The sequence below is a fragment of the uncultured Maribacter sp. genome, from assembly GCF_947496775.1.
Lineage (GTDB): Bacteria > Bacteroidota > Bacteroidia > Flavobacteriales > Flavobacteriaceae > Maribacter_B.
Window position 1 is genome coordinate 21,706 of record NZ_CANMDU010000007.1, and the last position, 24,621, is coordinate 46,326.

19 protein-coding genes are annotated in these 24,621 nt (G+C 33.0%); 12 read left to right on the forward strand and 7 right to left on the reverse strand.

From position 1 onward, the window contains the following. Positions 1-116: 116 nt before the first annotated feature. The 4 genes from Q0856_RS11905 to hemH form a co-directional block, all read right to left on the reverse strand. On the reverse strand, positions 117-3,254 hold the full coding sequence (locus tag Q0856_RS11905) for a glycosyl hydrolase (RefSeq protein WP_298505272.1): 3,138 nt from the start codon (positions 3,252-3,254) through the stop codon (positions 117-119). Positions 3,255-3,364: 110 nt separating this feature from the next. After that, complete coding sequence (locus tag Q0856_RS11910; protein ID WP_298505274.1) at positions 3,365-4,462, reverse strand: lactonase family protein; 1,098 nt, start codon at positions 4,460-4,462, stop codon at positions 3,365-3,367. 1 nt (position 4,463) lies between these two features. After that, positions 4,464-5,855: an MATE family efflux transporter gene (locus Q0856_RS11915; protein ID WP_298505277.1), complete on the reverse strand. Its 1,392-nt coding sequence runs from the start codon at positions 5,853-5,855 to the stop codon at positions 4,464-4,466. After that, positions 5,855-6,886, reverse strand: coding sequence for a ferrochelatase (hemH, locus tag Q0856_RS11920; RefSeq protein ID WP_298505281.1), 1,032 nt, complete (start codon positions 6,884-6,886; stop codon positions 5,855-5,857). The genes Q0856_RS11915 and hemH overlap by 1 nt, the downstream gene beginning before the upstream one ends. 195 nt (positions 6,887-7,081) lie before the next feature. Between hemH and Q0856_RS11925 the strand changes: the two genes are divergently transcribed. After that, a complete protein-coding gene (locus Q0856_RS11925) occupies positions 7,082-10,591 on the forward strand; it encodes a TraB/GumN family protein (protein WP_298505284.1) in 3,510 nt (1,169 codons plus the stop codon). A 32-nt stretch (positions 10,592-10,623) separates the two neighbouring features. Beyond that, positions 10,624-11,466 carry an N-acetylmuramoyl-L-alanine amidase-like domain-containing protein gene (locus tag Q0856_RS11930; protein WP_298505287.1) on the forward strand — a complete coding sequence of 281 codons (843 nt, stop codon included), beginning with the start codon at positions 10,624-10,626 and terminating at the stop codon, positions 11,464-11,466. Between the two features lie 200 nt (positions 11,467-11,666). On the opposite strand, the gene Q0856_RS11935 is transcribed toward Q0856_RS11930, so the two are convergent. Beyond that, complete coding sequence (locus Q0856_RS11935) at positions 11,667-12,443, reverse strand: ThuA domain-containing protein (RefSeq protein WP_298474761.1); 777 nt, start codon at positions 12,441-12,443, stop codon at positions 11,667-11,669. A gap of 413 nt (positions 12,444-12,856) precedes the next feature. Then, complete coding sequence (locus tag Q0856_RS11940; protein WP_298475146.1) at positions 12,857-13,744, reverse strand: AraC family transcriptional regulator; 888 nt, start codon at positions 13,742-13,744, stop codon at positions 12,857-12,859. A 205-nt stretch (positions 13,745-13,949) separates the two neighbouring features. On the opposite strand from Q0856_RS11940, the gene hemA reads away from it, so the two are divergent. The 10 genes from hemA (at position 13,950) to Q0856_RS11990 (ending at position 21,953) form a co-directional block, all read left to right on the forward strand. Beyond that, the gene (gene hemA, locus Q0856_RS11945) at positions 13,950-15,209 is read left to right on the forward strand and encodes a glutamyl-tRNA reductase (protein WP_298475148.1); all 1,260 of its coding nucleotides are present in this window, start codon (positions 13,950-13,952) and stop codon (positions 15,207-15,209) included. Next, complete coding sequence (gene hemC, locus Q0856_RS11950) at positions 15,202-16,785, forward strand: hydroxymethylbilane synthase (protein WP_298505289.1); 1,584 nt, start codon at positions 15,202-15,204, stop codon at positions 16,783-16,785. The genes hemA and hemC overlap by 8 nt, the downstream gene beginning before the upstream one ends. Positions 16,786-16,879: 94 nt before the next feature. After that, positions 16,880-17,902 carry a uroporphyrinogen decarboxylase gene (gene hemE, locus Q0856_RS11955; protein ID WP_298505291.1) on the forward strand — a complete coding sequence of 341 codons (1,023 nt, stop codon included), beginning with the start codon at positions 16,880-16,882 and terminating at the stop codon, positions 17,900-17,902. Positions 17,903-17,945: 43 nt separating this feature from the next. Then, complete coding sequence (locus Q0856_RS11960) at positions 17,946-18,689, forward strand: EI24 domain-containing protein (protein WP_298505293.1); 744 nt, start codon at positions 17,946-17,948, stop codon at positions 18,687-18,689. Positions 18,690-18,693: 4 nt separating this feature from the next. Continuing rightward, on the forward strand, positions 18,694-19,236 hold the full coding sequence (locus Q0856_RS11965; protein WP_298505294.1) for a GNAT family N-acetyltransferase: 543 nt from the start codon (positions 18,694-18,696) through the stop codon (positions 19,234-19,236). After that, on the forward strand, positions 19,236-19,871 hold the full coding sequence (locus Q0856_RS11970; protein ID WP_298505296.1) for a hypothetical protein: 636 nt from the start codon (positions 19,236-19,238) through the stop codon (positions 19,869-19,871). Before Q0856_RS11965 ends, Q0856_RS11970 begins: the two co-directional genes overlap by 1 nt. After that, entirely contained in the window at positions 19,868-20,770 is a 903-nt protein-coding gene (gene hemF / locus Q0856_RS11975) for an oxygen-dependent coproporphyrinogen oxidase (RefSeq protein WP_298505297.1), read from the forward strand. The genes Q0856_RS11970 and hemF overlap by 4 nt, the downstream gene beginning before the upstream one ends. Before the next feature lie 9 nt (positions 20,771-20,779). Next, positions 20,780-20,938: a hypothetical protein gene (locus Q0856_RS11980; RefSeq protein ID WP_298505299.1), complete on the forward strand. Its 159-nt coding sequence runs from the start codon at positions 20,780-20,782 to the stop codon at positions 20,936-20,938. Then, positions 20,938-21,330, forward strand: coding sequence for a YchJ family metal-binding protein (locus tag Q0856_RS11985; RefSeq protein ID WP_298505303.1), 393 nt, complete (start codon positions 20,938-20,940; stop codon positions 21,328-21,330). Before Q0856_RS11980 ends, Q0856_RS11985 begins: the two co-directional genes overlap by 1 nt. A gap of 2 nt (positions 21,331-21,332) precedes the next feature. Continuing rightward, a complete protein-coding gene (locus tag Q0856_RS11990) occupies positions 21,333-21,953 on the forward strand; it encodes a hypothetical protein (RefSeq protein WP_298474779.1) in 621 nt (206 codons plus the stop codon). Between the two features lies 1 nt (position 21,954). Here the strand turns inward: Q0856_RS11990 and Q0856_RS11995 are convergent, their stop codons facing one another. Continuing rightward, on the reverse strand, positions 21,955-24,591 hold the full coding sequence (locus tag Q0856_RS11995; protein WP_298505306.1) for a DEAD/DEAH box helicase family protein: 2,637 nt from the start codon (positions 24,589-24,591) through the stop codon (positions 21,955-21,957). Between the last annotated feature and the right edge of the window lie 30 nt (positions 24,592-24,621).

Genomic DNA, 24,621 nt, shown 5'->3' on the forward strand with positions numbered 1-24,621 from the left:
ACAAATTTACAGTTCTTTAAATAAACTATCACAGAATAAGTACACAAGACTTTAAATGAAAAACCTTTACTTTTTATGTGTAATTACTTAATTTAGAAATTCAGTATTAAAATAAATTATTCTTCTACAAAAAGGTAATGCAATTTTAAAGTATTAAACTCCTCATTAAATTCTTGCAGCTCTTTATTTAAAACTGCATTAAAAACCTCTAACTGTTTTTCTATTTTACCTTTAAGTTCATTCTTAACAGCAACATCTTGCTCTGTTGGAGGAAAATCGTCTATGGCAACTAAACTATTTAAATGACCCAATTTATTATTTAAACGAATAGGAAAATTTAAAGGATCTTGACCACTTCTGTTTTTTGTTTGATATAATGCCTTTTCAACCGTCTCCAAATCTTCTTTCATTTTTTTAGCTTTTTCCACCAGAGCTTTTGTTTCTTCATTACCTTTATATTGCTTCATGAAAACGCCTAATTGCTTTGTAACTTTTCTGATTTTTGTAATAGATTGATGCGCTTTTTCGATTGTAGAATTTACATCTGTAATAAAATCGAATTGTTTTTGCATATCTGCAACGGTAACTTCTGCCCTTGGGTCTGGTAAAATTTTAAACTCTTCGGTCTGTATTTCTCCATTAAGATTTAGCGAAACTTTATAGTTCCCTGGTACCGCTTTTGCACCATCCAAGTTAGCCCACCAAAGAATCATTCCGTCTAACTTCTTAGCTCCTTTTCCTCTGGTGTTCCAAACAAAAGTATTACCTCCTTCTTTTACTTTTAATATTTTATCCTTTGCTTTTTCAGAATTACTATAAGTAGCCAACGTATCTCCAGACATAGAAGTAAAACTTAGCCTTACACTATCTTTTTCGATTAAATTTTTAAGGTAAAAATGAGTAATTACGCCATTCGGATGGTTAGTCCCTTCTGTTTTTGAAGGTATTTTAGGAGTTCCTCCTTTTGTTCTATAACTATCCTTTGGTTTAAACAAAACAGAAGAACTATTTTTCTTTGCATCATTCATTTGGTGTAATACCGTTAAATCATCTATAATCCATAAACTACGCCCTTGTGTTGCCACTATTAAATTGTTTTCTTTTATTGTTAAATCTGTAATGGGAACAATTGGCAAATTTAATTGAAACGGACCCCAGCTATCCCCATCATTAAAAGAAACATACATTCCTGTTTCCGTACCTGCGTACAATAAGCCCTCTCTTTTTGGATCTTCCCGAACTACTCTAGTAAAATGTTCATTATTTATACCATTTGTTATTTTATTCCAAGTTTTACCATAATCCGTTGTTTTATACAAATATGGATTAAAATCCCCTAACTTATATCTAGTGGCAGCCACATAACAAGTTCCTTCATTAAAAGCAGAAGGTTCTATACTATTTATCATACTCCACTCTGGCATATTAACTGGAGTAACATTTTCCCAATGACCACCACCGTCCTTAGAAATATGAATTAATCCATCATCACTACCAACCCAAAGCAACCCTTCTTTTAATGGGCTCTCATTAGCTGCAAAAATGGTACAATAATATTCTACACTTGTATTGTCTTGAGTTATTGGCCCTCCACTAGAGACTAATTTTGTTGGATCATTTCTTGTTAAATCTTCGCTTAAAAGTTTCCAACTTTGCCCTTCATTTTCGCTGACGTGAACATGGTTAGAAAAAGTATATAATTTTTTTGGATTATGCTTACTAAATAGAATAGGGAAGTTCCATTGAAAACGGTATTTCATTCCTTCCGCTCCATGCCCCATAGGGTTATCTGGCCAAACATTTATACCACGAATCGTTCCTTTATCATGATTAACGCGAGTTAAGAATCCATCATAACTACCACCATAAACAATATCATTATTAGTAGGGTCCACCGCAATATGTGCGGATTCTCCTCCTGCAGTTGGTTCCCAATCGTCTTCACCGATACTACCACTATCGGAACGGTGTTTTATACGTAGGGTAGAATTATCTTGCTGCGCCACGTATATTCTATATGGAAAAGCATTGTCTGTAGTAACTCTGTAAAATTGTGCTGTTGGCTGGTTATAATAGGTACTCCATGTTTCTCCCCCGTCATAAGACACTTGTGCACCACCATCGTCTCCAATAATCATCCGTTCAGAATTTTCTGGAGAAATCCATAAATCGTGATGATCACCATGCGGAGCATTAAAAGTGTTAAAACTCTTTCCACCGTCTGTAGATTTATGGTAGCGCACGTTCAACACATAAACTACATCTTCATCTTCTGTATCTGCATAAACTCGAGTATAATACCAAGCTCTTTGTCTTAGTTTACGTTCACTATTGACTTGGATCCATTTTTTTCCACCATCATCAGAACGATAAAGTCCACCCTTTTCTTTATTTTCTACAATTGCCCAAACCCGTTCCGAATTTTTAGGGGAAACGGTTACTCCAATAATTCCAAGAGTATCCTTTGGGAAACCTTCATTTTTAGAAATATCTTTCCATGTCTCACCACTATCTGTACTTTTCCAAAGAGCGGAGCCATCACCACCACTACTTAAGCTATACGGCGTTCTTTTAGCTCTCCAGGTAGAGGCATATAAAATACGTGGATTAGTAGGGTCGAATGTTAAATCTACCGCTCCAGATTGTTGGTTTACAAATAACGTTTTTTTCCATGTTTTACCACCATCTATACTTTTATAAACCCCTCTATCTTGCGTTGGCTTATAAATGTTCCCTAAAACTGCTGCATAAACAATGTTCGGATTTGTTGGGTGAATTCTTATTCGAGGAACATGTCTACTATTTTTAAGCCCTGCAAAAACCCAAGTTTTACCTGCATTCTCTGTTTTCCAAATACCATACCCCGAAGAAACATTACCTCTAAGGGTCTTTTCTCCTCCGCCTGCATAAATAATATTTTTATCACTTTTCGATACCTCAATGGCACCTATGCTCCCTCCAAAAAATCCATCTGAAATATTACCCCAAGTACGACCGCCATCCGTTGTTTTCCAAACACCGCCACCTGTAGCTCCAAAATAGAAAAGATTAGGCTCTCCAGAAACACCAGCTACTGCAGCCGAGCGACCCCCGCGAAAAGGGCCTATTAATCTATATTCCAAACTGGAATATAATTCTTCCGGATAGGTTGGACTTATAGGTTTTGATTTTTTTCTTTTTTGCGCGGAAATAGAAACTGGCAAAAGTAAAATAGCAAGCAGAAAAAAGCTCACCCAAGAATAGATAATTTTCATTTTTAAGGTCTTATAATTAGTCAACCTAAAAATAGTGAATATTACAAGGTAATTCTTTTTACTCAGCAATTATTCTAAGAACGAACTCCTTAAATAACTAAAAGATCCTTCTATTCTAAAAAAAGTAAACAAACCGGGCTAGGAAGTTTAACTTCATCTAGAAATTTTAGAGTACCCTGTTCTACATCTCGTTTAAAAACAGAGATATTATTTGTTTTTTGATTACCCACTAATAGAAAAGCATTGGATGGATCAATCGCAAAATTTCGTGGCCAATCTCCTTGCACACTTTCTCTACCAATTAAAGTAAGTTTCCCTGTTTCAGTATCTACTTTAAAAATTACAATAGTATTCTCTCCTCGATTAGACCCATACAAGAATCGACCATCTTTAGATAAATGAATGTCTGCACAGAAATTTTCCCCTTTAAAATCTTTGTCTAATGTTGATTTTGTTTCCAACGAAATATATTCTCCGTTCTCTTTTCTTTGAAAAACGGTAATAGTAGAATTAAGCTCATTAATTACATATAAAAACTTTTCGTTTACCCCGAATTTAAAATGCCTTGGCCCCGCACCATCAGGTAGATTTAATGATCGCTGATTTCCTTTAACAAATTTATCTCCATTATAAATATATCTTTTAACCGCATCTAACCCTAGGTCAGCAGTAAAAAGTCCATCTGGAGTAAACAAAGAAGCATGGGCTCTGGAGGTTTTTATAGTGTCTAAAATTTTATGGTCAATATATTGCGGATTCTGTTGTAAAGAACCGTTTTCTCCTATTTTATAAATAGATAAACTTCCGTCTGAATAGCATGACGCCGCCAAAAAATCTCCTTTTTCAGAAATACCTACATGGCAAGGGTAGCCACCACCAGTACCCACAGTATTAATTTCTTTTAATCCATCTTTTTCTATTTCATAAGCAATTACAGCACCTTTAGAACCCTTAAACTCTGTGGTTTTTTCTATCGCATATAAATATTTCTTATTACTAGAAATTGCCAAAAAAGAAGGGTCTTTGATGTTAGCTTCTACTTTTTTATTAGCAAGTTTTCCTGTCTTTGTATTAAAAGAATAACTGTATAAACCCTCACTACCATTTTCAGAAAATGTGCCAACAAACAACTTGCTGTTAGATTCCTCTTTACAAGAAATAAATAATATTAAACAACACAGAACAGATACTAAATACCATTTTTTCATACTACAAATCAGCTTTTTTAACCAAAGTTTTTACTACTTCTTTTCTTAAATAATAGCCTGTTACTAATGTCGCTAAAACATCAGAAATAGGAAATGAAATCCAAACTCCTAACTCTCCTAAGAAATTAGGGAGAACTAAAATTAAAGGTATGAAAAAGAAGCCTTGTCTGGTTAAAGTTAATAATAAAGCTGGCACTGCTTTGCCAATTGCCTGAAAATAAGCTGCACCAATTAACTGTATAGCAATTATCGGAGTAGCAGCAAATACCCAACGCATAGCAGAAGGGGTATGTTCTAAAACAAAAGCGTTGATTGTTAACTCTTTTGCTGTTAGGTTAATATTATTGCTCAAAAATAAAGAAGCTATCTCTTCGGGGAATACCATTAAACCCATAAATACTACTGTCGCCAAAATAGCAGCGTATAGTATAGCTGTATTAATAGATTCCCGAACCCTATCTAGCTTTTGAGCTCCATAATTAAACCCTGCAATGGGCAAAAATCCTTGGGTTATTCCAAATACCGGAAACAAAGCAAACATTAACATTCTTCCTATAATAGCATAAACAGCAACCATTGCTTCTCCTCCTAAATTAAAGAGGATATTATTCATTAAAAGATATATAACACTAACTACTGCCTGTCTAGAAAGTGTAACAAAACCTAAAGAGGCTATTTGTTTTAATACCTCAAGATCTAATTTAAGATATTTCCACTTTAATTTTAATTCTGAATTCTTTGAAACAAAAAAATAAGCCACATAACTACAGCTTAAAAGGTATGCTATATTGGTTGCCCAAGCTGCTCCATGCATTCCCCAATCTAAAACGTAGATAAAAATATAATCCATAAATAGGTTTCCTATGGATGGTATTATAAGTGCTACCATTGCAAATTTAGGCTTTCCTTCTGCCCTAATAACAGAGCTTCCCATCATAGAAAAACCCAAAAGAGGAACGCCATACAATACAATTACATAGTAAATTTTTGCAGGATCAAAGATGCCTCCTTTTCCTCCAAAAGCAGGAATTAAATCATCTACAAAGAACAACCCAAACCCTATAAATACTAGGGTAATGGAAAAAGTAAGTGTAATTTGATTACCAAAAGTTTTAAGTGCTTTTTCTAAATTATTACTACCTAAGGCACGAGATATTATACTGGAACCTCCAATACCAATTGCCATTCCCAAAGCGGCTATAAAAAAAGAAACAGGGAGTACTACATTTATGGCAGCAATGGCAATAGAACCAATCCAATTACCAACAAAAATGGAATCTACTAAAACATTCAAAGACATTACTAAAATCCCTATAGCTGCAGGCACGGCTTGTTTAACCAACAATTTGCCTATAGGCTCAGAACCTAATTGTTCTGAAGAGACCTTTTCCATTACGCTGGAAGTGCTTCTGTGGTTTCCCAGTCTTTTAACCAATTTGCCATTACCCTAACCCATGCATCACTATCATTTAAGCAAGAAATATGCTTGTAATCTTCCCCACCAGCTTCTTGAAATTGGTGTTTCCCTTCCATAGCAATTTCCTCTAGAGTCTCTAAACAATCTGCAACAAATGCTGGAGTTATCACTGCTAGTTTTTTCTTTCCTTCTTTAGGAAAACGCTTAAATTCAAAATCGGTATACGGTTTTAACCAAGGATCATTTGGTAGTCTAGATTGAAAAGATAAGCTTACTTTATCCTCTGGCAAACCTAAATAGGCTTTTACTTTCTTTGTAACTTCAAAACACTGATGCCTATAACAACTATGGTGTGCTACAGAATTAGTAGAGCAGCAACTACCATCAATTTTACAATGAAATTTAGTAGGATCACTCTTTTTAATATGTCTTTCCGGAATCCCATGATAGGAGAATAAAATGTGATCATAATCAAAATCTTGTAATCCGTCTGCTATGCTTTCCGAAAGTACCTTTATATAATCTTCATTTTTATAAAAAGCAGGTAATGTAGTCACCTTCATTTCCGGAAAAAAAGCATCTCTATCTTCTAATGTTTTTACCACTACCGTCTCAAAAGAAGACATTGCATATTGTGGATACAAAGGAACTAACAAAACATCATCTACTCCTTTTTCTTTTAATTCTTGCAAAGCATTTTTAATAGTCATACTTCCATATCGCATTCCTAATGCTACTGGCATATTCACTAATTTCTGTACTTTTTCTGTAAATCTTTCAGAAATAACCACCAAAGGAGAACCTTCTTTCCACCAGATTTTTTGATAAGCCTCTGCTGATTTTTTGGGTCTTGTCTGCAAAATAATACCTCTAACGATAATATTACGCAACCATTTAGAAACGTCTATTACCCTTTCATCCATTAGAAATTCATCTAAATATGGTTTTACGTCCTTAGCTGTTGGGCTATCCGGAGACCCAAGATTTACTAATAATACTCCTTTCATCTGTTCTTTTTATCCAATGCAAAAATACTACTTGTATTGAATATACGTTAGCTTTATCTTAGACATTGTTAATAGTTATATAAGGAATAGTAATTATTAGACCCAATGTTCTAAATTGCTAATAAAAAGTTAATTAGCAAATAACGCTATAAGTTATGCGTCTTTTAGATGTAATTTATAAAATATTTATTCTTTATGCGCTTAAAAATTACGTTTACCTTCCTTCTAGCATGTTTAGGGTTATACGGCCAAGAAAAGAACAGTTTACTTTGGGAAATATCAGGAAACGGACTTAAGCAAAGCTCCTATTTATATGGTACCATGCATGTAAGTAAGAAAATTGCTTTTCGTTTAGATGATGTTTTTTATGAAGCTCTAGACAAGAGCGATATTATTGCTTTAGAATCTGACCCGAACACCTGGCTAGATAGTGACGATATTGGAGGCTCTATGCAGAGACATGGTAACGGACTCTTAACTAAAGGTTTCTATACCTATCCCTTTGTAGTAAATAATCCCAGAAAAGAAATTATTGCTTCTTACTTAGCTTCAGAAGATCGTATTGTGAATAATATTCTCTTTAGAACTAATGAACATTCTCAAAATTTTGAAGAAGAAACATATCTAGACATGTTTATATACCAATCTGCTAAGAAATTCGATAAAAAAGTTGTCGCCTTAGAAGACATGGAAGAAGCTGCAACCTTAGTTGGTAGAGCTAGCCTTAACCCTGTAAAGCAAAAACCAGATGAATGGTTACAAAAAAAGATGCAATTACAGGACCCTATGTTTATGTTACAAGATGCGTATAGAGAAAGAAACATAAATCTTTTAGATTCTATTGACCGTGCTATGTATACCACATATTATATAGAAAACATGCTACACATACGTAATAGAAACATGACCAAAAGTTTAGATTCTGTTATGCAATTAGGCAAAGTATTCGCTGGTATTGGCGCTGCACATTTGCCGGGAAAAAACGGAGTTATCGATCTTTTACAAAAAAAAGGATACACCGTAAAAGCACTTACCTCAAGAGCTGGTAAAAAAGGGCAACAAATAAAAAGTAAATTAGAACGCAAAATCAAAATAAACACTCTTCAAAATCATGAAGTTGAAGACCGTTTTTTTAGTATTCTCTTACCCAATAAAATTTACCCAATAACATCTTTTAACAAAACTACTTATGTGTCTCCTGATCTTGCCAACGGAAGCTTTGTAGTAATCAATAGGATACCTACCCATTCTTTCCTTAAACAAAAAGACCTTTATTCTATACAAGATATTGATCAATTACTTTTTGAAAACATTCCTGGAAAAATTACAGAAAAAACAGAAATTCAACGAAACGGTTTTAAAGGATTGAACATAAGAAATGAATTAAAAAATGGAGACCAGCAGCGGTATCATATATATAAAACTCCTTTAGAGATTATAATTTTTAAAATGGGTGGTGAAGGTAATTTTGTAACCCAATTTTCCGACACTATTTTCAACAGTATTTCTTTTAAAAAGTTAGATTCTAAAAAACTAAAATTAAACTCTACTTTTAAAGATTTTGAAATTACCATGCCTTCCTTACACAACTTTACAAACAGCTCTAGAGCTGGCAACAGATTTGTAGAAGGATACGATTCTATTACAGATTCGTACTACTTTCTAAAAAAAGCATCTTTAAATGATTTTAATTTTATTGAACAGGATAGTTTTGAGCTAAAACAAATACAGAAACGCTTTTACCAAGATTTAAAACTCAATCCAGAATATGAAGATTTTAATGGTAGAAGCTTAACTTCTAAAGCCCCTTTTAATAATGGCGAACAGAAATTTCTTCATCTAAAAACTACTTTTAATAATGGTAATTATTACCTCTTAGGGGTTCTTACTAAAAATGAAGAAGAAGCTATTGCCTATTTATCTTCTTTAAAATTAATGACAACTACGTATCAAAAACCTTTCAAAACTGTAATTGATACTGCTATGTTTTTTAGTACTAAAACTACTGTTAAACCTCCAAAATTCGTAGAAAGCAGCAATGCCAACTACTATAATGAAAAAAAGAATAAACCTTACGACGCCTTTCTTAAAAAAACTATCTATAGCAATAAAAACCAAGAATCTATTTGGGTACAATTAAACAAGTCGCAAGATTTATTGATGTTTAAAAACATAGATTCGGTCTGGGCCTTACGAAAGCGTTTGTATGCCAAACAAACTTTTGGTCTTAAAAATATAAGTCAGAAAAAATATAAGGAGGGTATTTACGAATTACAATTAACCCTTACAGATACAGCTAGTACTAGAGGTATTTTAATTAAAAATATTGTAAAAGACGGCCTTCTATGGGAATTAAAAACACCAATAGATACCGTAGTAAGGCCGAGCAAATTTGTAGAGAACTTTTACCGCCATTTTAAACCTATGGACACTGTTATTGGTAAAGATATTTTACAAGATAAAACCAACGCTTTTTTTACTGCATTACGCCAAAACGATAGTTTAGTAATAGATGGTTACCGATACATAAAATTCGACAAGAAAAATGTAGACTCCTTAAAATTTTATATTGCCAAACATAAATTTACAAAGCAGCAAAAAAATATACAAAGTCATTTAATTCAAGAGTTAGGAGAAATTAAAGGTGTAAACCTTGCTCCATTTTTTAAAACTTTTTATGCGAATTCCTACAGTAATTCGAACGCTCAAGCCAAAGTTTTAAAAACTATTGCAAACCGAAAAGACGAGTCTTCTATAGATTTATTATTGTATTTAATGTCTACAGATTTACCATTGGTATCTAATAATTATCAAATAAACTCCATCTTTAAACCGTATAGTGATAGTCTTGCTTTAGGTAAAAAGCTATTTCCCGAGATACTAGAATATAGCGCCATTGAAGAATACAAATCTCCGATTTTCTCTATTCTATCAAGATTAAAAGGAAAGGGATACGTTAAAACAAAGGTTTACAAAAAATATAAAAAACAAATTTTAAACGATGCTAAAATCCTTCTTAAAAGACAACTAGGCGTCGATAGTGATTTAAAAACTCAAAATAGATTTTCGAACCATAATTCCGGTCAAATAAGAACAAGCAACATTCTAGAAGATTATGTAATTTTATTGTTCCCTTTTAGAAAAGAAAAAACAGTACAGCAATTTTTTACGCAATTACAAATGGTAAAAAATCCAGAAATACGTACTACCCATATTGCTTTATTAGCAGAGAATAACGAAATAATACCTACCGGCATTTTAAAAGAATTAGCCAAAAACATAGAATCAAGAGCTAAATTATTTAAAAAGCTAAAAGCAATAAACAAATTACAATTTTTTCCGAGCATGTATAAAACGCAGAAACATTTAGCAGAAACTTTGCTATATACTAACACCGATTATGTTAATGACAAAGCTTTATTAAAATATATATGTCAAGAACAACTACAGTATCAGGGAAAAGCAATGACTGCTTACTATTTTAAAAAAGGAGGCAATCATGATTATGATAAAAATTACAAGATGCACATGCTAGTATTTGAAAATAAAAAGGGATTACAAACAGAACCCTTTTACAAAAATAATGGTATGCGTATTGAGGATACAGATACCGATGAAGAGACTATAAATTATGTAAGGGAGCGGTTTTTACTAAAAAACCATAATCGCGCAATTATATATAGACCAAATGGTTATGGATTTTAAATAGCCACTTTTATAATCTAATTTTAAAATAAATGAAACCTATATTACAACTCATAATCACTCTTTTTACAATCCAAACGGGCTTTTCGCAACAACTAGTATGCTCCACTAAAGATAAAGACGCTTTTGAAAGTAAAATAATAGAGATAGATGGGTTATTAGAAAGTGAATTTGGTAAGACTATAACCACCGTTGGGAAGACATTCCTAGGAACACCTTATGTTGCTAAAACTCTAGAAGTGGATGCGAAAGAACCTTTGGTAATCAATTTTCAAGGATTAGACTGCACCACTTTTGTAGAAAATGTTTTGGCTTTTAGTAACCTATTAAAGGATTCTAAAACAGAATTTTCTGATTTTACTAAAACACTAGAAAAAATAAGATATAAAGACGGTTCCAGAGATGGCTACGCTTCTAGATTACATTATTTCTCAGAATGGATTGTAAATAACGAGGAGAAAGGATTGATTAAAAACATAACTTCTGATATTGGAGGAATTGAAATCGCAAAAACAATAGATTTCATGAGTACCCACCGCGAATTATATCCTTTTTTAAAAGACAACGAAAAGAACTACAATAAAATAAAAGCTTCTGAAAAATTCCTAAACAACGAAGTTATGTGCGTTCTAGAACAAGGTAAAATTGAAGCCCATGAACACCTTATTAAATCTGGCGATATTATTGCACTTACAACATCTATAAAAGGATTGGATATTACTCATACCGGTATTGCAACGCGAGAAAAAGATGGAAGAATTCATTTACTACACGCCTCTTCCTCTGGAGAAGTCAAAGTCTCTAAAGAACCATTAGTAGACTATCTAAAAAAAATAAAGAATAATACCGGAATTATGGTTTGCAGACCATTATGAATCATTTTGTATTACTACTATTCTCTACTTATTTAAAGACCAACCAGTTTGTAAACCTATTTAGTTCCGAAAAATATATTTAAAAAAATACCGTTAGTCGGATAATAAATTAAAAACGCCTCCATAAACATATTGAAGGCATTTTATTTTTAATTCTAAAACAAACCAAATAGTTTATTTTCAATATTCGTTTTAGTTGTCTATCTACGCAGACAATATAGTAAGCCACCTACTAAGTGTTTTCTAAAATCGGGTTCATCAAAGGTCTCTTTAGTATGTCCTCCTCCAGTGTAAAAAGAACGTCCACCATCAAACTCATGATACCATGCTATAGGATGATTATCACCATTAGTTCCTCCTTCATAAGAATTTTCATCTAATTCCATTATTACATGAATATCTGGATTTATTTCTTTGTAATTATACCATTCATCTGTTCTTGCCCAAGTATCATTTAAATGCATGGTTGCAGGATGTTTTTTATCGACCACATTAATTACAGCATCGCGTACATTCGGGTTATTAGGATGTCCGTTAAAATAAGCTCCAACTAATTTTCCAAACCAAGGCCACTCATACTCCGTATCACAGGCAGCATGTATTCCCATAAAGCTCCCTCCAGATTGAATATATTTCTCAAAAACACCTTGTTGTTTCTCATCAAGAATATTTAATGTTGTGTTTAGAAAGACCACCAACTTATACTTATTAAGATTTGTAGAATTAAAATCTAACGAATCTTCCGTTTGGAATACTTGAAACGAATTTTCTGCACCAAGTTCTTTTAAAGTTTCTACTCCTTTTTCAATAGATTTATGGCGCCAACCAGCCGTTTTGGTAAAAACTAAAACTTGATCTACTTTTTGCTTAACTTCCATTGCCTGGTTTTCTTCTTGGTTCTTTTTCTTTGTTGTTCCACAGGCAACAAAAAGTAATGCACACGAAATAACAAATACACTATTAACAATAAATTTCATTGATTTTACTTCTTTATAATTATTAAGTCTTAAAAATATCTATTTTAAAAAATTTCTACTATAACAAATTGCACAATCTATACTACATATTATACCAAAAGCAATTTTTAAGCTTAAAAAATACGTTTTAATATTTTTCTAATTGCAATATAGGTAGCTAACGAAACAACCGTATACCCTGTCAGGAAGACTGCTAACCGTTAAACACTAAATCTTTGTATTTAAGAACCTCTTACTTATAATTTAAAATACTGCTTTAGCTTAAAAAAATGGAGACAATCACTATTACCAATATGTTAATTGCAATTGTACAGGAGATACTAGCCGTACATTTAATGCTATTTTTTCTTAGTGTAGGAAGAGTACCATCGATTATCAAAAGCAAAAAACACATGAAACTCCTTAATCACAAATTACCCATTAGATAATGACATTACATACTTTTTAGGTGTAGTACCATACTTCTTTTTAAAAGCAGCAATAAAATGGCTAGAAGTACTGTAACCTATACGAAGGCCTATCTCATTCACATTATGTTGACCAGATTCTAGAAGACGCCGAGCATGCTCCATTTTATAATCGAATAAAAAACTATAAACAGAATCGCCATAAATCTGTTTAAACCCCTCCTTTAAACGCTTTAAACTAATACCCACTTGTTTTGCTAAATCTGGTAAGCTTGGAGGTTCGGCCATATGATTAATCATAATTTCCTTAGCCTTACGAATTCGCAAAACATTATCTTCATCTACCAAAAATGGGCATTGTTCTATATCGGCATCTGTACTTTTATTAAAATAAAGGGATATTAACTCATACACTTTACCTTTTATATACAACTCTTTAATAGAAGGATGTAGGTTATAATTCATTATCTGGCTTAGTACTACAGCAATAGCAGGAGACACTGGGTCTTGAGAGTAGTACTTTTTTTCTTTAAATTCTTGACTTAAAAAAGGAATGTAACTAGCTTCATTAGAAAACAAAGAATGGAACTTTCGAATGGTCATTACTACAGAAACCAACCAAGAATTAGGATGCAATTCTAAATTCATAGGTAAATCTACTTGGGTATTATATAGTAAAAGTGAATTCTCTTCCGACACGTCTAAAGCATAACGGCCTTCATTGAAAACAAATTTAGCATGCCCTTTTAAACAAAAATGAAATTGAATATAAGCGCTATTAATATCTCGTATAACTTTTTGTGTTTCAGCGGAATCGTTCTGTATTTTTAATACATAAAAACCCTGTTCTATTAAAACCTCTTTAAAGGAACCTGAAGCGACATTTTCTTCCATAGCAATACAAATCAAAATTAAAATTTTATTTAGAACGCTTCTAAATAAAAAAGCAAAAAACCTTACTATTTGCTGCTAAAATACAGGTTTTGAGCCTACAAATTATGAATAAAAGACAAAAAACCCTTAAATCGATATTTATAGTTCCTCTAGCGTTACTTTTATCCAAACAATGAAATTATTTTTGCGTGCATTCCAAAATCATATGAAGGACTATCATATTTCTAAACATAATTCTTTCTACACCATTGGCCTTAATTATAAGAAAGCCGATGCCGTAATCCGTGGAAAATTTAGTTTGGATGAAATATCGATGAATAACCTATTATCGAGTGCCAAAGAAGATGGCATTGATGGACTTTTAGCCACATCTACTTGTAATCGAACAGAACTACATGGTTTTGCTCAACATCCTTTTCAGTTAATAAAACTTCTTTGTGATAATACCAACGGTTCCATAGAAGAATTCCAAGAGGTCGCTTATGTTTATAAAAACAATGATGCTATTTCGCACCTTTTTAAAGTAGGTACTGGTTTAGACAGTCAAATTCTTGGAGATTTTGAAATTATTAGCCAACTAAAACAAAGTTTTAATCGTTCCAAAAAGTTAAAAATTGCAAATCCGTTTATAGAACGTTTATGCAACTCCGTTATTCAAGCGAGCAAAAGAATTAAAAACGAAACACAAATATCCTCAGGAGCTACTTCTGTAGCATTCGCATCTGTGCAATATATTCTAAAAAATATTCCAGAAATTTCTCAAAAAAATATTCTACTCTTTGGAACAGGAAAAATTGGAAGAAACACTTGTGAAAACCTAATAAAACATACTAAAAATCCCAACATTACTTTAATTAATAGAACTAAGGATAAAGCCGAAAAAGTAGCAGGAAAGTTCAATTTAATGGTGAAAGATTATGGCGACTTACAATCCGAAATTAGAACTACAGATGTACTGGTAGTTGCTACAGGTGCTAAGCAACCTACAATTTCAAAAGAAGTTCTTTATCCAAAAAAACCACTTTTAATTTTAGACTTATCCATCCCTAAAAATGTAGATAATTCTGTTGAAGAATTAGATAATGTTACTGTTATTCATTTAGACCATTTATCGCAAATGACAGATGAAACTTTAGAACGTAGAAAACAGTTTATTCCACAAGCAGAGGAAATTATTGAAGAAGTAAAAGATGATTTTATTCAATGGTTAGAGAGTCGCAAATTTGCTCCTGTAATTAAAGCTTTAAATAAAAAGTTAAAAACCATGAAGGAGGAAGAATTAGATTATCATTCTAAAAAACTGACTGATTTTAACTCCAAACATGCAGATGCAATCTCCAATCGCATCATTCAAAAAATAACAAAACAATTTGCTAATCATTTAAAGGAAACCGGTAATGATGCAGATGAGAGTTTAGAACTAATTCAAAAAGTTTTTCAATTACAAGTAAATTTAAATGAGTAATACTATACGTATTGGTACTCGCGATAGTGAATTAGCACTATGGCAAGCAAATTATGTAAAAAGACAACTAGATGCCTTAGGGCATAATACAAAAATAGTTGCAGTAAAATCTACAGGAGATATAATTTTAGACAAACCTCTTTACGAGTTAGGTATAACAGGTATTTTTACTAAAACACTGGATATTGCTATGCTAAATGGCAATATAGATATTGCTGTGCATTCTATGAAAGATGTACCAACCGCGCTACCCAAAGGAATTGTAAAAGCCGCTGTCTTAAAGCGCGCAAATTATATGGACATTCTTGCTTTTAAGGATAACGAAGAGTTTTTAGGAGCACCAGAGGGTATTATTGCAACTGGTAGTCTTAGAAGAAAAGCGCAGTGGCTTAATCGCTACCCTACCCATACTGTGGTAGATTTAAGAGGGAATGTAAATAGTAGATTACAAAAATTAGAAAATAACAACTGGAATGGTGCCATTTTTGCCGCAGCAGGATTAGACCGTATAAATTTACAACCAGAAAATACTATTGGACTTACCTGGATGATTCCTGCTCCTGCACAAGGGGCAATTATGGTAGTTGCCAAAGAAGAAAATGATGAATTAAGAAAAATCCTATCCGAATTAAATCATGAAGCTACAGATACCTGCGTTGGTATTGAACGCGAATTTTTAAGAACCTTAGAAGGTGGTTGTACTGCTCCTATAGGCGCTTTTGCCTATATAAACAAGGAAGAAGAAGTTGTTTTTAAAGGGGTTTTACTTTCTAAAGACGGAAAACAAAAAATAGAGGTTGCTAAATCTGTAAAACTAGGAAAACACGAAACTCTTGGAGAAGATTTAGCAAATAAAGTCTTAGAAAAAGGGGGTAAACGTTTAATGGGGCAACTTAATGACGCCCCAACAGCACCACATATATATGCTACTAAAAAATTAACTCCTGAGCAAGCACAATTATTTGACCCTACTGTCAAGGTAGATTCTGAAGATTTTATAAAAATAAAGCTTACCAGAATTCCAAGACCTAAATTAAAAGCACTCCATAAAAATGTCATTTTTACAAGTAAAAATGGTATTGAAGCACTAATACAAAATGCAACGGCTAGCGAATTACAATTTGATAATATTTATTGCGTAGGTCGTAAAACCAAGCGTTTAATAGAAAGACGAATTGGCGAAGTAACCTATTGCGCTCCAAATGCCGAAAAACTTGCGGAATATTTATCAGAGAATCTTGAAGATAAAGAGGTTACTTATTTTTGTGGTGATATTCGTTTAGATACTTTACCAAATTTATTAACCGAGAGTAATATTACCGTTACAGAGATTGAAGCATACCAAACAAGACTTGCGCCAAGAACCGTAGAAGAAGATACTAAAATTGTTTTATTTTTTAGTCCTTCTGGCGTGCAAAGTTATATTAAGATTAACGACACTAATAAAATTGCATATTGCATTGGAGAAACCACAGCTTCTGAAGCTAGAAAACATTTTACAGAAGTTAAAGTAGCTAAAATGCGTACCGTAGAAAGTGTTATTACGTTGGCAAATTCTGATTTTATTACCAAGTAAATAATGATAGTCCAATTACTATAATTAAAAATAGCTAAAAGCAAAAAGCTAAAGGCCATTAGCCAATAGCAAGTAACCAATAGCAGTATATAATATGAAGAACGACTTATTTCTAAAAGCATTAAAAGGAGAAACTGTACAAAGGCCACCAGTTTGGATGATGAGACAAGCAGGGCGTTACCTTCCTGAGTTTATGGAAATTAAAGCTAAATATGACTTTTTTACTCGTTGCCAAACTCCAGAACTAGCTTCTGAAATAACGGTACAACCTATACGTAGATATGGTATGGATGCAGCTATTTTGTTTTCTGACATTTTAGTAATACCGCAAGCCATGAATATTGAGGTAGAAATGAAACCAAATTTTGGCCCATATTTACCAAACCCTATTCGTTCGCAAAAAGATTTAGACAGTGTTATTGTTCCAGATATTCAAGACACCCTTGGCTATGTTATGGATGCTATAAAAATGACTAAAGAAAAATTAAATGATGAAATTCCTTTAATTGGTTTTGCTGGTTCTCCTTGGACTATTTTATGCTATTGTGTACAAGGACAAGGAAGTAAAAACTTTGATAAAGCTAAAGAGCTTTGCTTTACACAACCTGTGGTAGCACATTCTCTATTGCAAAAAATAACCGATACTACTATTGCTTACCTTAAAGAAAAGGTAAAAGCAGGAGTTAATGCGGTACAAGTGTTTGATTCTTGGGGAGGAATGCTTTCGCCAACAGATTATCAAGAATTTTCTTGGCAATACATACAACAAATTATAGATACACTTAAAGAAGAAGCTCCTGTAATTGCTTTTGGTAAAGGGTGTTGGTTTGCCTTAAATGATATGGCAAAATCTGGCGCCTCTGCATTAGGGGTAGATTGGACATGTTCTGCACGTAATGCTCGCTACTTAACCGGAGGAAATATTACACTACAAGGGAACTTTGATCCTTCTCGTTTATTATCACCGTCAGCAGAAATAAAAAAGATGGTACACCAAATGATAAATGAGTTTGGTAAAGATAAATACATTGTTAATCTAGGCCACGGAATTTTACCTAACATACCATTAGAAAACGCAAAAGCATTTATAGATGCCGTAAAAGAGTATAAAGAATAGTACTCTTTTCTTTTGCCTATTTTTTGTATTATTATATCTAATTATGATAAAAAATATTTTAAAAGGCATTACTTCTTACGCCAATTCTTTTAAACTTATTGCGCAATTAAAATTGTGGAAATATTTTTTTATACCCATTGGTATTAGTATTGTAACTGCTGTTTTTATTGGCTTTACTAGCTATACACTTGCGGACGATATTGGCACTTTTATCTCCAAAATTTGGATATGGGATTGGGGAAAAGAAACTTTTACCTCTATAAGTAATTTTGTTGGTGGTGCAACGGTAATTCTCCTTGGACTTGTACTCTATAAGCATATTGTAATGGCATTATCTGCTCCCTTTATGAGTCCTGTATCCGAAAAAATTGAAGCGCATTTTACAAAAAACACAAACCACGAGCATAGAAAAACTTCTTTTAACGACCAACTTTGGAGAGGTGTTAGAATAAACTTAAGAAATCTTTGGAAAGAGATTTTATTTACTATTCCACTTATAATCTTAGGCTTTATTCCAGTAATTGGTATTGCATCTACCATTTTAATATTTTTGGTTCAGGCATATTATGCAGGTTTTGGTAATATGGATTATACCTTAGAACGTCATTTTAAGTATAAAGAAAGTATTCAATTTGTAAAAAAGAATAAAGGGTTTGCTATTGGTAATGGTATTGTGTTTATATTATTTCTTTTAATTCCTGTTATCGGAATTATTTTAGTCTTACCTCTATCCGTAACAGCAGCTTCTAAACAAACTGTAGCTATTTTAGAAAATCAAAAACATTAATCTAGTGGACTTGAATTTTGATTCTTATTACCTAGAACCAATACAAGAAAAACACGCTTGGGGTTTATGCGATTTTGTTACCTCTAATTCGGATAGATTAAAACGCTATTTCCCTCTAACATTAGCAGCAAATGTAACTCCAGAACTAGCTGCTATTTTTACAAATAAAAAAGCAAAAGAGTTTCTAAACAACCAAGAGTACCTATTTATTCTCCGAAGTAATTTAGAAAAAAACATAATCGGTATAATTTATTTAAAAGAACTAAACTGGCAAACTAAACAAGGGGAGTTAGCTTATTGCATTGGGTATAATTATGAAGGGCAAGGTATTACAAGTAAAGCCATTACGCTTTTAACAAAATGGGCTTTTATTCAAAAAGCATTACAAAGGCTGCAAATAATAGTACATAAAACAAATACCGCAAGTATTAAGGTTGCTATAAAAAGTAACTTTACATGGCAAAAAACGTTACCTAAAGAACATACTCCTCCTAATGAAGATTCGTTAGATATGGAGTTATACGAACATTACAATTCAATAAACTAATGCAGATAATTGAAAAATATGATCGCCAGTTTGAATATTTAGGTATCCTAATTAATCTTTTAATAGCCTATCAATTTTATAAAATTTGGAGTAATCCAACTATAAATGATGCTTCTACTGTTTCCGCTTTGGCAGCACTAATGGCTTTTGAGTTTATTATGGTCCATTCTGGTGTATTTATGGCTGTAATGCCTAGAAAAATATCTTTATACGTATTATTTCCAGTGTATGGTCTTTTTGCACTTGCTTTTAATGCTGCAACAGAGAATAACACTATATTAATAGCTTACTTAGTAGTTATATTTAACCGCATGCGTTTTGCATTTTCAGATGTAAGTCCGGCTTTAAAAAATAGAGCAATATTAACTTCTGTTTTAGCTGCAATTATATATTTTATATTGATTTTTGTAATCATGTTTACTATGAATTCCATTCCGGAACTTGGTTTACATGAAGAGTACTTAGAAATTTCTGGTTATAATGCCGCAAAAACATCCGGTGGTGTGTTTATAGACACGCCACATATTGCCATTTTTTTTGGACTAATCTATTATTGTTTTTTAGTTCTAATTGAAGTATTATTACTTTATAAGCCACAAAATAAAAACCCGCCTATAAATATTCCTGATATATGAAAGATACTTTCTACGCCTATATTCAACAACTACAAGACACTATAACTACTAAATTAGAAGAAATAGATGGTGTTGCCACATTTAAAGAAGACCTTTGGAAAAGACCAGAAGGCGGTGGTGGTAGAACACGTGTTATAGAAAATGGAGCTGTTTTCGAAAAAGGGGGGGTAAATATTTCTGCAGTACATGGTGCTTTACCAGAAAGCATGCAAAATTATTTTGGTGTTAAAGATGCCGATTTTTTTGCTTGCGGACTAAGTTTAGTATTGCACCCTAAAAACCCAATGGTTCCCACAGTACATGCTAATTGGCGCTATTTTGAAATGTATGACAAAGAAGGTAACATTGTAGATCAGTGGTTTGGTGGTGGTCAAGACCTTACACCCTATTATTTATTTGAGGAAGACGCTATTCATTTTCATAATATTTGCAAAATCTCCTGTGATAAACACAATCCATCTTTTCATAAAAAATATAAAGAACGATGTGATACTTATTTTTGGAATGCACACCGTAATGAAGCAAGAGGCTTAGGAGGCTTATTTTTTGATTATTGTAAAGCAACCGATGATATGTCTATGCAAGATTGGTATAACTTTGTAACCGAAGTTGGCAATAGCTTTTTAGAAGCATATATACCAATTGTTATAAAAAGAAAAGATTTACCGTATACTAAAGAACAAAGAGACTGGCAAGAGGTTAGGCGTGGCCGTTATGTAGAATTTAACTTAGTACATGATAAAGGAACTTTATTCGGATTACGCACCAATGGCCGTATAGAAAGTATTCTCATGAGTCTTCCTCCACATGTACAATGGCATTACAATCACCATCCAGAAAAAGGTAGCTCCGAAGAAAAGTTATTACAGGTTTTAGCAACTCCAAAAGATTGGGTTTAACACTAGATTATGGCTAAAAAGGGTAAAGAAAAAAATACGGTAAATAAGGCCAAACACACCAAACTGATGAACCGTAAAAAGAATAAACTTAAAAAGGAACAAGAAACTAGGAAAGAGCGACTAAAAGCTATAATAAAACTCAGTAAAGAAAAATCTAAAGAAAATTAATGAATAAAAATTGCTTTTGCGGTAGTAAAAAATCATATACGATATGTTGTAACATCCTACATAACAACATTTTAAATGCAGAAACTGCGGAACAACTAATGCGCTCTAGATATTCCGCTTTTGCAACTGGTAATGGCGATTATTTAATGAAAAGCCACCATTCTAAAACAAGAGTTTTAGAAGATAAAAAAGAAATTGTAGCATGGGCAGAGTCTGTAACTTGGATTAAACTAGAAGTTTTGGAAACTACCGAAGGAAAAAAAGAAGATGCCCAAGGAACTGTAACTTTTAACGCCCATTATTACGAAAACGGGAAAGTAAATATCTTAAATGAAAAATCTGCTTTTGTAAAAGAAAATGGACATTGGGTTTATTTAGGATTAGCAGAATAAATATGCAACGAAATATATACATAATACCTCTTTTCATCAGCTTCATAATAAGTAGCCTTACTTCCTGTAATTCTAAAAAACACAAAAGCGATATAGAAATAACTTTTACCCCAGATACTCTTAATGTAGGTTATACGTATTGGTGGCCAGAATCTGGTCCTTTTATAGGACAATGCGGTGAAGAATTTGCTTTAGCATTTTTAGGGTCGGTCACAAATATTGAAAACCCTTCTGATATAGCTGGCCCCTTATACACTTCTCAAGAAGGCATAATACAAATAGAAAATGTTTTTAAAATTAAGGATCTTGGTGATAATAAATATACCAATCAGAATTATTTTAAGTCCGATTGTTTCAATGGCTTAGATTTAGTTGTTGGTGATAAAGTCTTAGTTATCTGCTATGATTATGACGACAATTTTAGTGTTCCTGGCAATAAATCTATTCTAAAAGTGTCTGGTCTAGAGGATCCAATCGTGCAATCCATCAAAAAATATATTGATAAGGATTTAAACCCGATAAAAATTAGAAAAGATATAGATTCTTGGAAAAAATATGATTTGGATGAAAATCTAAATCAAATAATTAAGTGCAAACAGGAAAATTTGCATTCCCTAGAATAACCTATTTCCAAATCACGGCTTTTTTAGTAGGTTTTTCTGTTGTGTTAGATATATGTAAAATCCTCGCTTTTAAAAGTAATTTTCTACCCTCTAAACTACGAGTATACAGAAGTTTTGCTCCTCCAACCTTCTCTATCCAAAATTGTAAAAACAAGTTTGCTTTCTCCTTTTTATCACCAAAAATAGTCGGAACCACAAAATAACTATCTATTCCCAAAACTTTTCGTACCCATCCGCCCCGAACTAATAAATAACGAGGGTTCTCAATTGGCGCCACTATTTCATCTAGCGCATTAATAAAAATGGCACTCTCATAATCCGTAGCACCCAATAACATACAGGAAACAGTTCCCATAGTATCTACATTGGCCACTACATTTAAATCCTTTTCATCCGATGTAATATAACCTAATTTAGTCATCATGGCCACTACTGCACATCCCATACTTTCTATATCCTTATGTACCTTTCCGTAAGTGATGTATAATTTAATTGCTTTCCAGGTTTTAACTCCAAATCCCATTACAAAAGCGGTAATTAAGGCATACAAAAATGTTAACCATCCTTTTGTTAAAATAACTTCGGTATTTTTAAGGAGGAACTCTGGTAAGAAAAAAGAGAGGCCCGCTATAATTTCTGCAAAGCTATAGACCACCATATCTCTATAGTGCAAAGCCTTCTGCCTTTTATAATTTCTACTTCCCCTAAAATATTTCTTTAATTCCCATACCAAGCCATTGCCAGTTTCAATAGCTGTCTTCCAATGGGCCCTAATTTTCGCTCTCTCCACAGATGCCCGTAATGCAATACTATTTGCATGCTCTATTGCTTCTTCTGTAATTTCTGGGATACTGCCTATTCTATCCATACCATTTTCTATATAAACTGGGGCACTGGTAGAAACACCCATAAATGCAGTAAAACGGCGAGATAAAGTTTCATAGTCCCGTCCACCACTTTCCGAAAAAGGTTCTAAACATGCTAAATGCCAAATAACAGCGGTTTTATTCTTTTCTCCTTTTAAGGAACGGATAGCTCTTCCTCTCATCTGATTAGACGAAACAAAAGAACCAACAAAAGAAGCCAAAATTAGGGTATTTATTGCTGGCGCATCCCAACCCTCGCCTAAAAACGATTTTGTACCAATAAGTATATTAATATATCCCTTCTGAAAAAGTTCTGTTATCATTTCTACTAGTGACATTCCTTTAGAGCTATCCTTCCGAATTATTACAAAATCAGAATCTGACCGCAACGCAGTACAACCTATTTTTTCTTCTGAAAAAAGTGTTTCCAATTCTAAAAGCACTTGTCTACTGATAATAACAATACTTCCTGTTAATATACCAATTGATTTTTTGTCTATTTCAGCCAATCTAAGCTTATGGAATATAGAAAGCACCCCCAGCTTATCTAACGCTTTAACATCTTCTTCTTGGGTATTTAAATACTCCTTTCGAATATAATCCGTCAGTATTACGCCGCGTAGTTTTTCTTTGAGGTTCGCATAAGAGTTTTCCGTTATAGTTACAATACTGTTTAATTTACTGGGGCTTGTAGCCAAGGCTCTGTAAAACGCATCACTCCCAATCAAGTCTACCCGTTTTGTTTTTAAAACCCCTAGCGTTCTCAACTCCTTTTCCCATCGCTTTAAAAAAGATTCGTATTCGAAAAATTGATTTCTATCTGTAAAAAACAAATGCTGTAACAAAACCTCTAACCAATGGTTATTTAAAGACGGAAATTCTATTTTTTCCATTCGACCAAAACCAAGAATCTTTACTTTTTTGTATGGAATATCTACCCCAGTAGATTGCAGGTAAATTAACAATGCAGAAAAATAGGTGGGATTCTGATAAATTTCATCCAAACAACTCTCTGTGCGACTATAAAATCTATGATTAAGTGCAAAATCACGAAAAGTACTATCGTTCTGAATATCTAGTAACAACTGCCCTACTTTTCTTCTAAATTCTACAATAAAATTTATGGTAACCGTATCGGGCAGGGAATAGTGGACAAAATCTTGGTGCGGACATAAATCACCCTCTTTAACCAAATCAGGGATAGCAATTTCATCGTCTACCGCACCACATAAATCAAAATACCGTTGTACCTCAATACTTCCACTGTCGTAAGGTGGCGTAGCTGTTAGTGCTACCATAGTAAGGTTTTGGTCTAATTTTAAGGCATACAAACATTTCCACCATTCATTTTTTAAATGATGTGCTTCATCTAGAACCAAGGCCTCTATCCCTTGTTTTCTAAAAAAAGTCAAAAACTCCTCCTTAGAGGCTTGTTTTTTGTAAAATGCATGTAACCCTTGGTAGGTGCTAAAAGTAATATCAGACGGCTTAGAAACATCAAAAGAGTATGCTTTATAGTCGCTTTCTTCAGCAAAAAACTCTTGTAGCCTATTCTCCCATTGATTGCGTATAGTCAAAGTAGGACTTAAAACTAGAGTTTTCTTCCCAATCAAACGAACCATTTCTAGACCTAATATTGTTTTCCCTGAACCGGGAGGGGCTACAACATGCAAATGATTGTCTTTAATGTGCTCTACAAAATGATTTAAAAATTTAGCCTGGTAGGTACGCCAAGGAAATTTAAACCGTAAAGAAGTAAAGCTGAGAATCAAAAAAGAAATAGTTTTAAGTTATAAAAGTAG

Bases quoted from the DNA above. Each gene is read 5' to 3' on its own strand.
- Q0856_RS11905 (WP_298505272.1), bottom strand. From the start codon at position 3,254: ATGAAAATTATCTATTCTTGGGTGAGCTTTTTTCTGCTTGCTATTTTA.
- Q0856_RS11910 (WP_298505274.1), bottom strand. From the start codon at position 4,462: ATGAAAAAATGGTATTTAGTATCTGTTCTGTGTTGTTTAATATTATTT.
- Q0856_RS11915 (WP_298505277.1), bottom strand. From the start codon at position 5,855: ATGGAAAAGGTCTCTTCAGAACAATTAGGTTCTGAGCCTATAGGCAAA.
- hemH (WP_298505281.1), bottom strand. From the start codon at position 6,886: ATGAAAGGAGTATTATTAGTAAATCTTGGGTCTCCGGATAGCCCAACA.
- Q0856_RS11925 (WP_298505284.1), top strand. From the start codon at position 7,082: ATGCGCTTAAAAATTACGTTTACCTTCCTTCTAGCATGTTTAGGGTTA.
- Q0856_RS11930 (WP_298505287.1), top strand. From the start codon at position 10,624: ATGAAACCTATATTACAACTCATAATCACTCTTTTTACAATCCAAACG.
- Q0856_RS11935 (WP_298474761.1), bottom strand. From the start codon at position 12,443: ATGAAATTTATTGTTAATAGTGTATTTGTTATTTCGTGTGCATTACTT.
- Q0856_RS11940 (WP_298475146.1), bottom strand. From the start codon at position 13,744: ATGGAAGAAAATGTCGCTTCAGGTTCCTTTAAAGAGGTTTTAATAGAA.
- hemA (WP_298475148.1), top strand. From the start codon at position 13,950: ATGAAGGACTATCATATTTCTAAACATAATTCTTTCTACACCATTGGC.
- hemC (WP_298505289.1), top strand. From the start codon at position 15,202: ATGAGTAATACTATACGTATTGGTACTCGCGATAGTGAATTAGCACTA.
- hemE (WP_298505291.1), top strand. From the start codon at position 16,880: ATGAAGAACGACTTATTTCTAAAAGCATTAAAAGGAGAAACTGTACAA.
- Q0856_RS11960 (WP_298505293.1), top strand. From the start codon at position 17,946: ATGATAAAAAATATTTTAAAAGGCATTACTTCTTACGCCAATTCTTTT.
- Q0856_RS11970 (WP_298505296.1), top strand. From the start codon at position 19,236: ATGCAGATAATTGAAAAATATGATCGCCAGTTTGAATATTTAGGTATC.
- hemF (WP_298505297.1), top strand. From the start codon at position 19,868: ATGAAAGATACTTTCTACGCCTATATTCAACAACTACAAGACACTATA.
- Q0856_RS11980 (WP_298505299.1), top strand. From the start codon at position 20,780: ATGGCTAAAAAGGGTAAAGAAAAAAATACGGTAAATAAGGCCAAACAC.
- Q0856_RS11985 (WP_298505303.1), top strand. From the start codon at position 20,938: ATGAATAAAAATTGCTTTTGCGGTAGTAAAAAATCATATACGATATGT.
- Q0856_RS11990 (WP_298474779.1), top strand. From the start codon at position 21,333: ATGCAACGAAATATATACATAATACCTCTTTTCATCAGCTTCATAATA.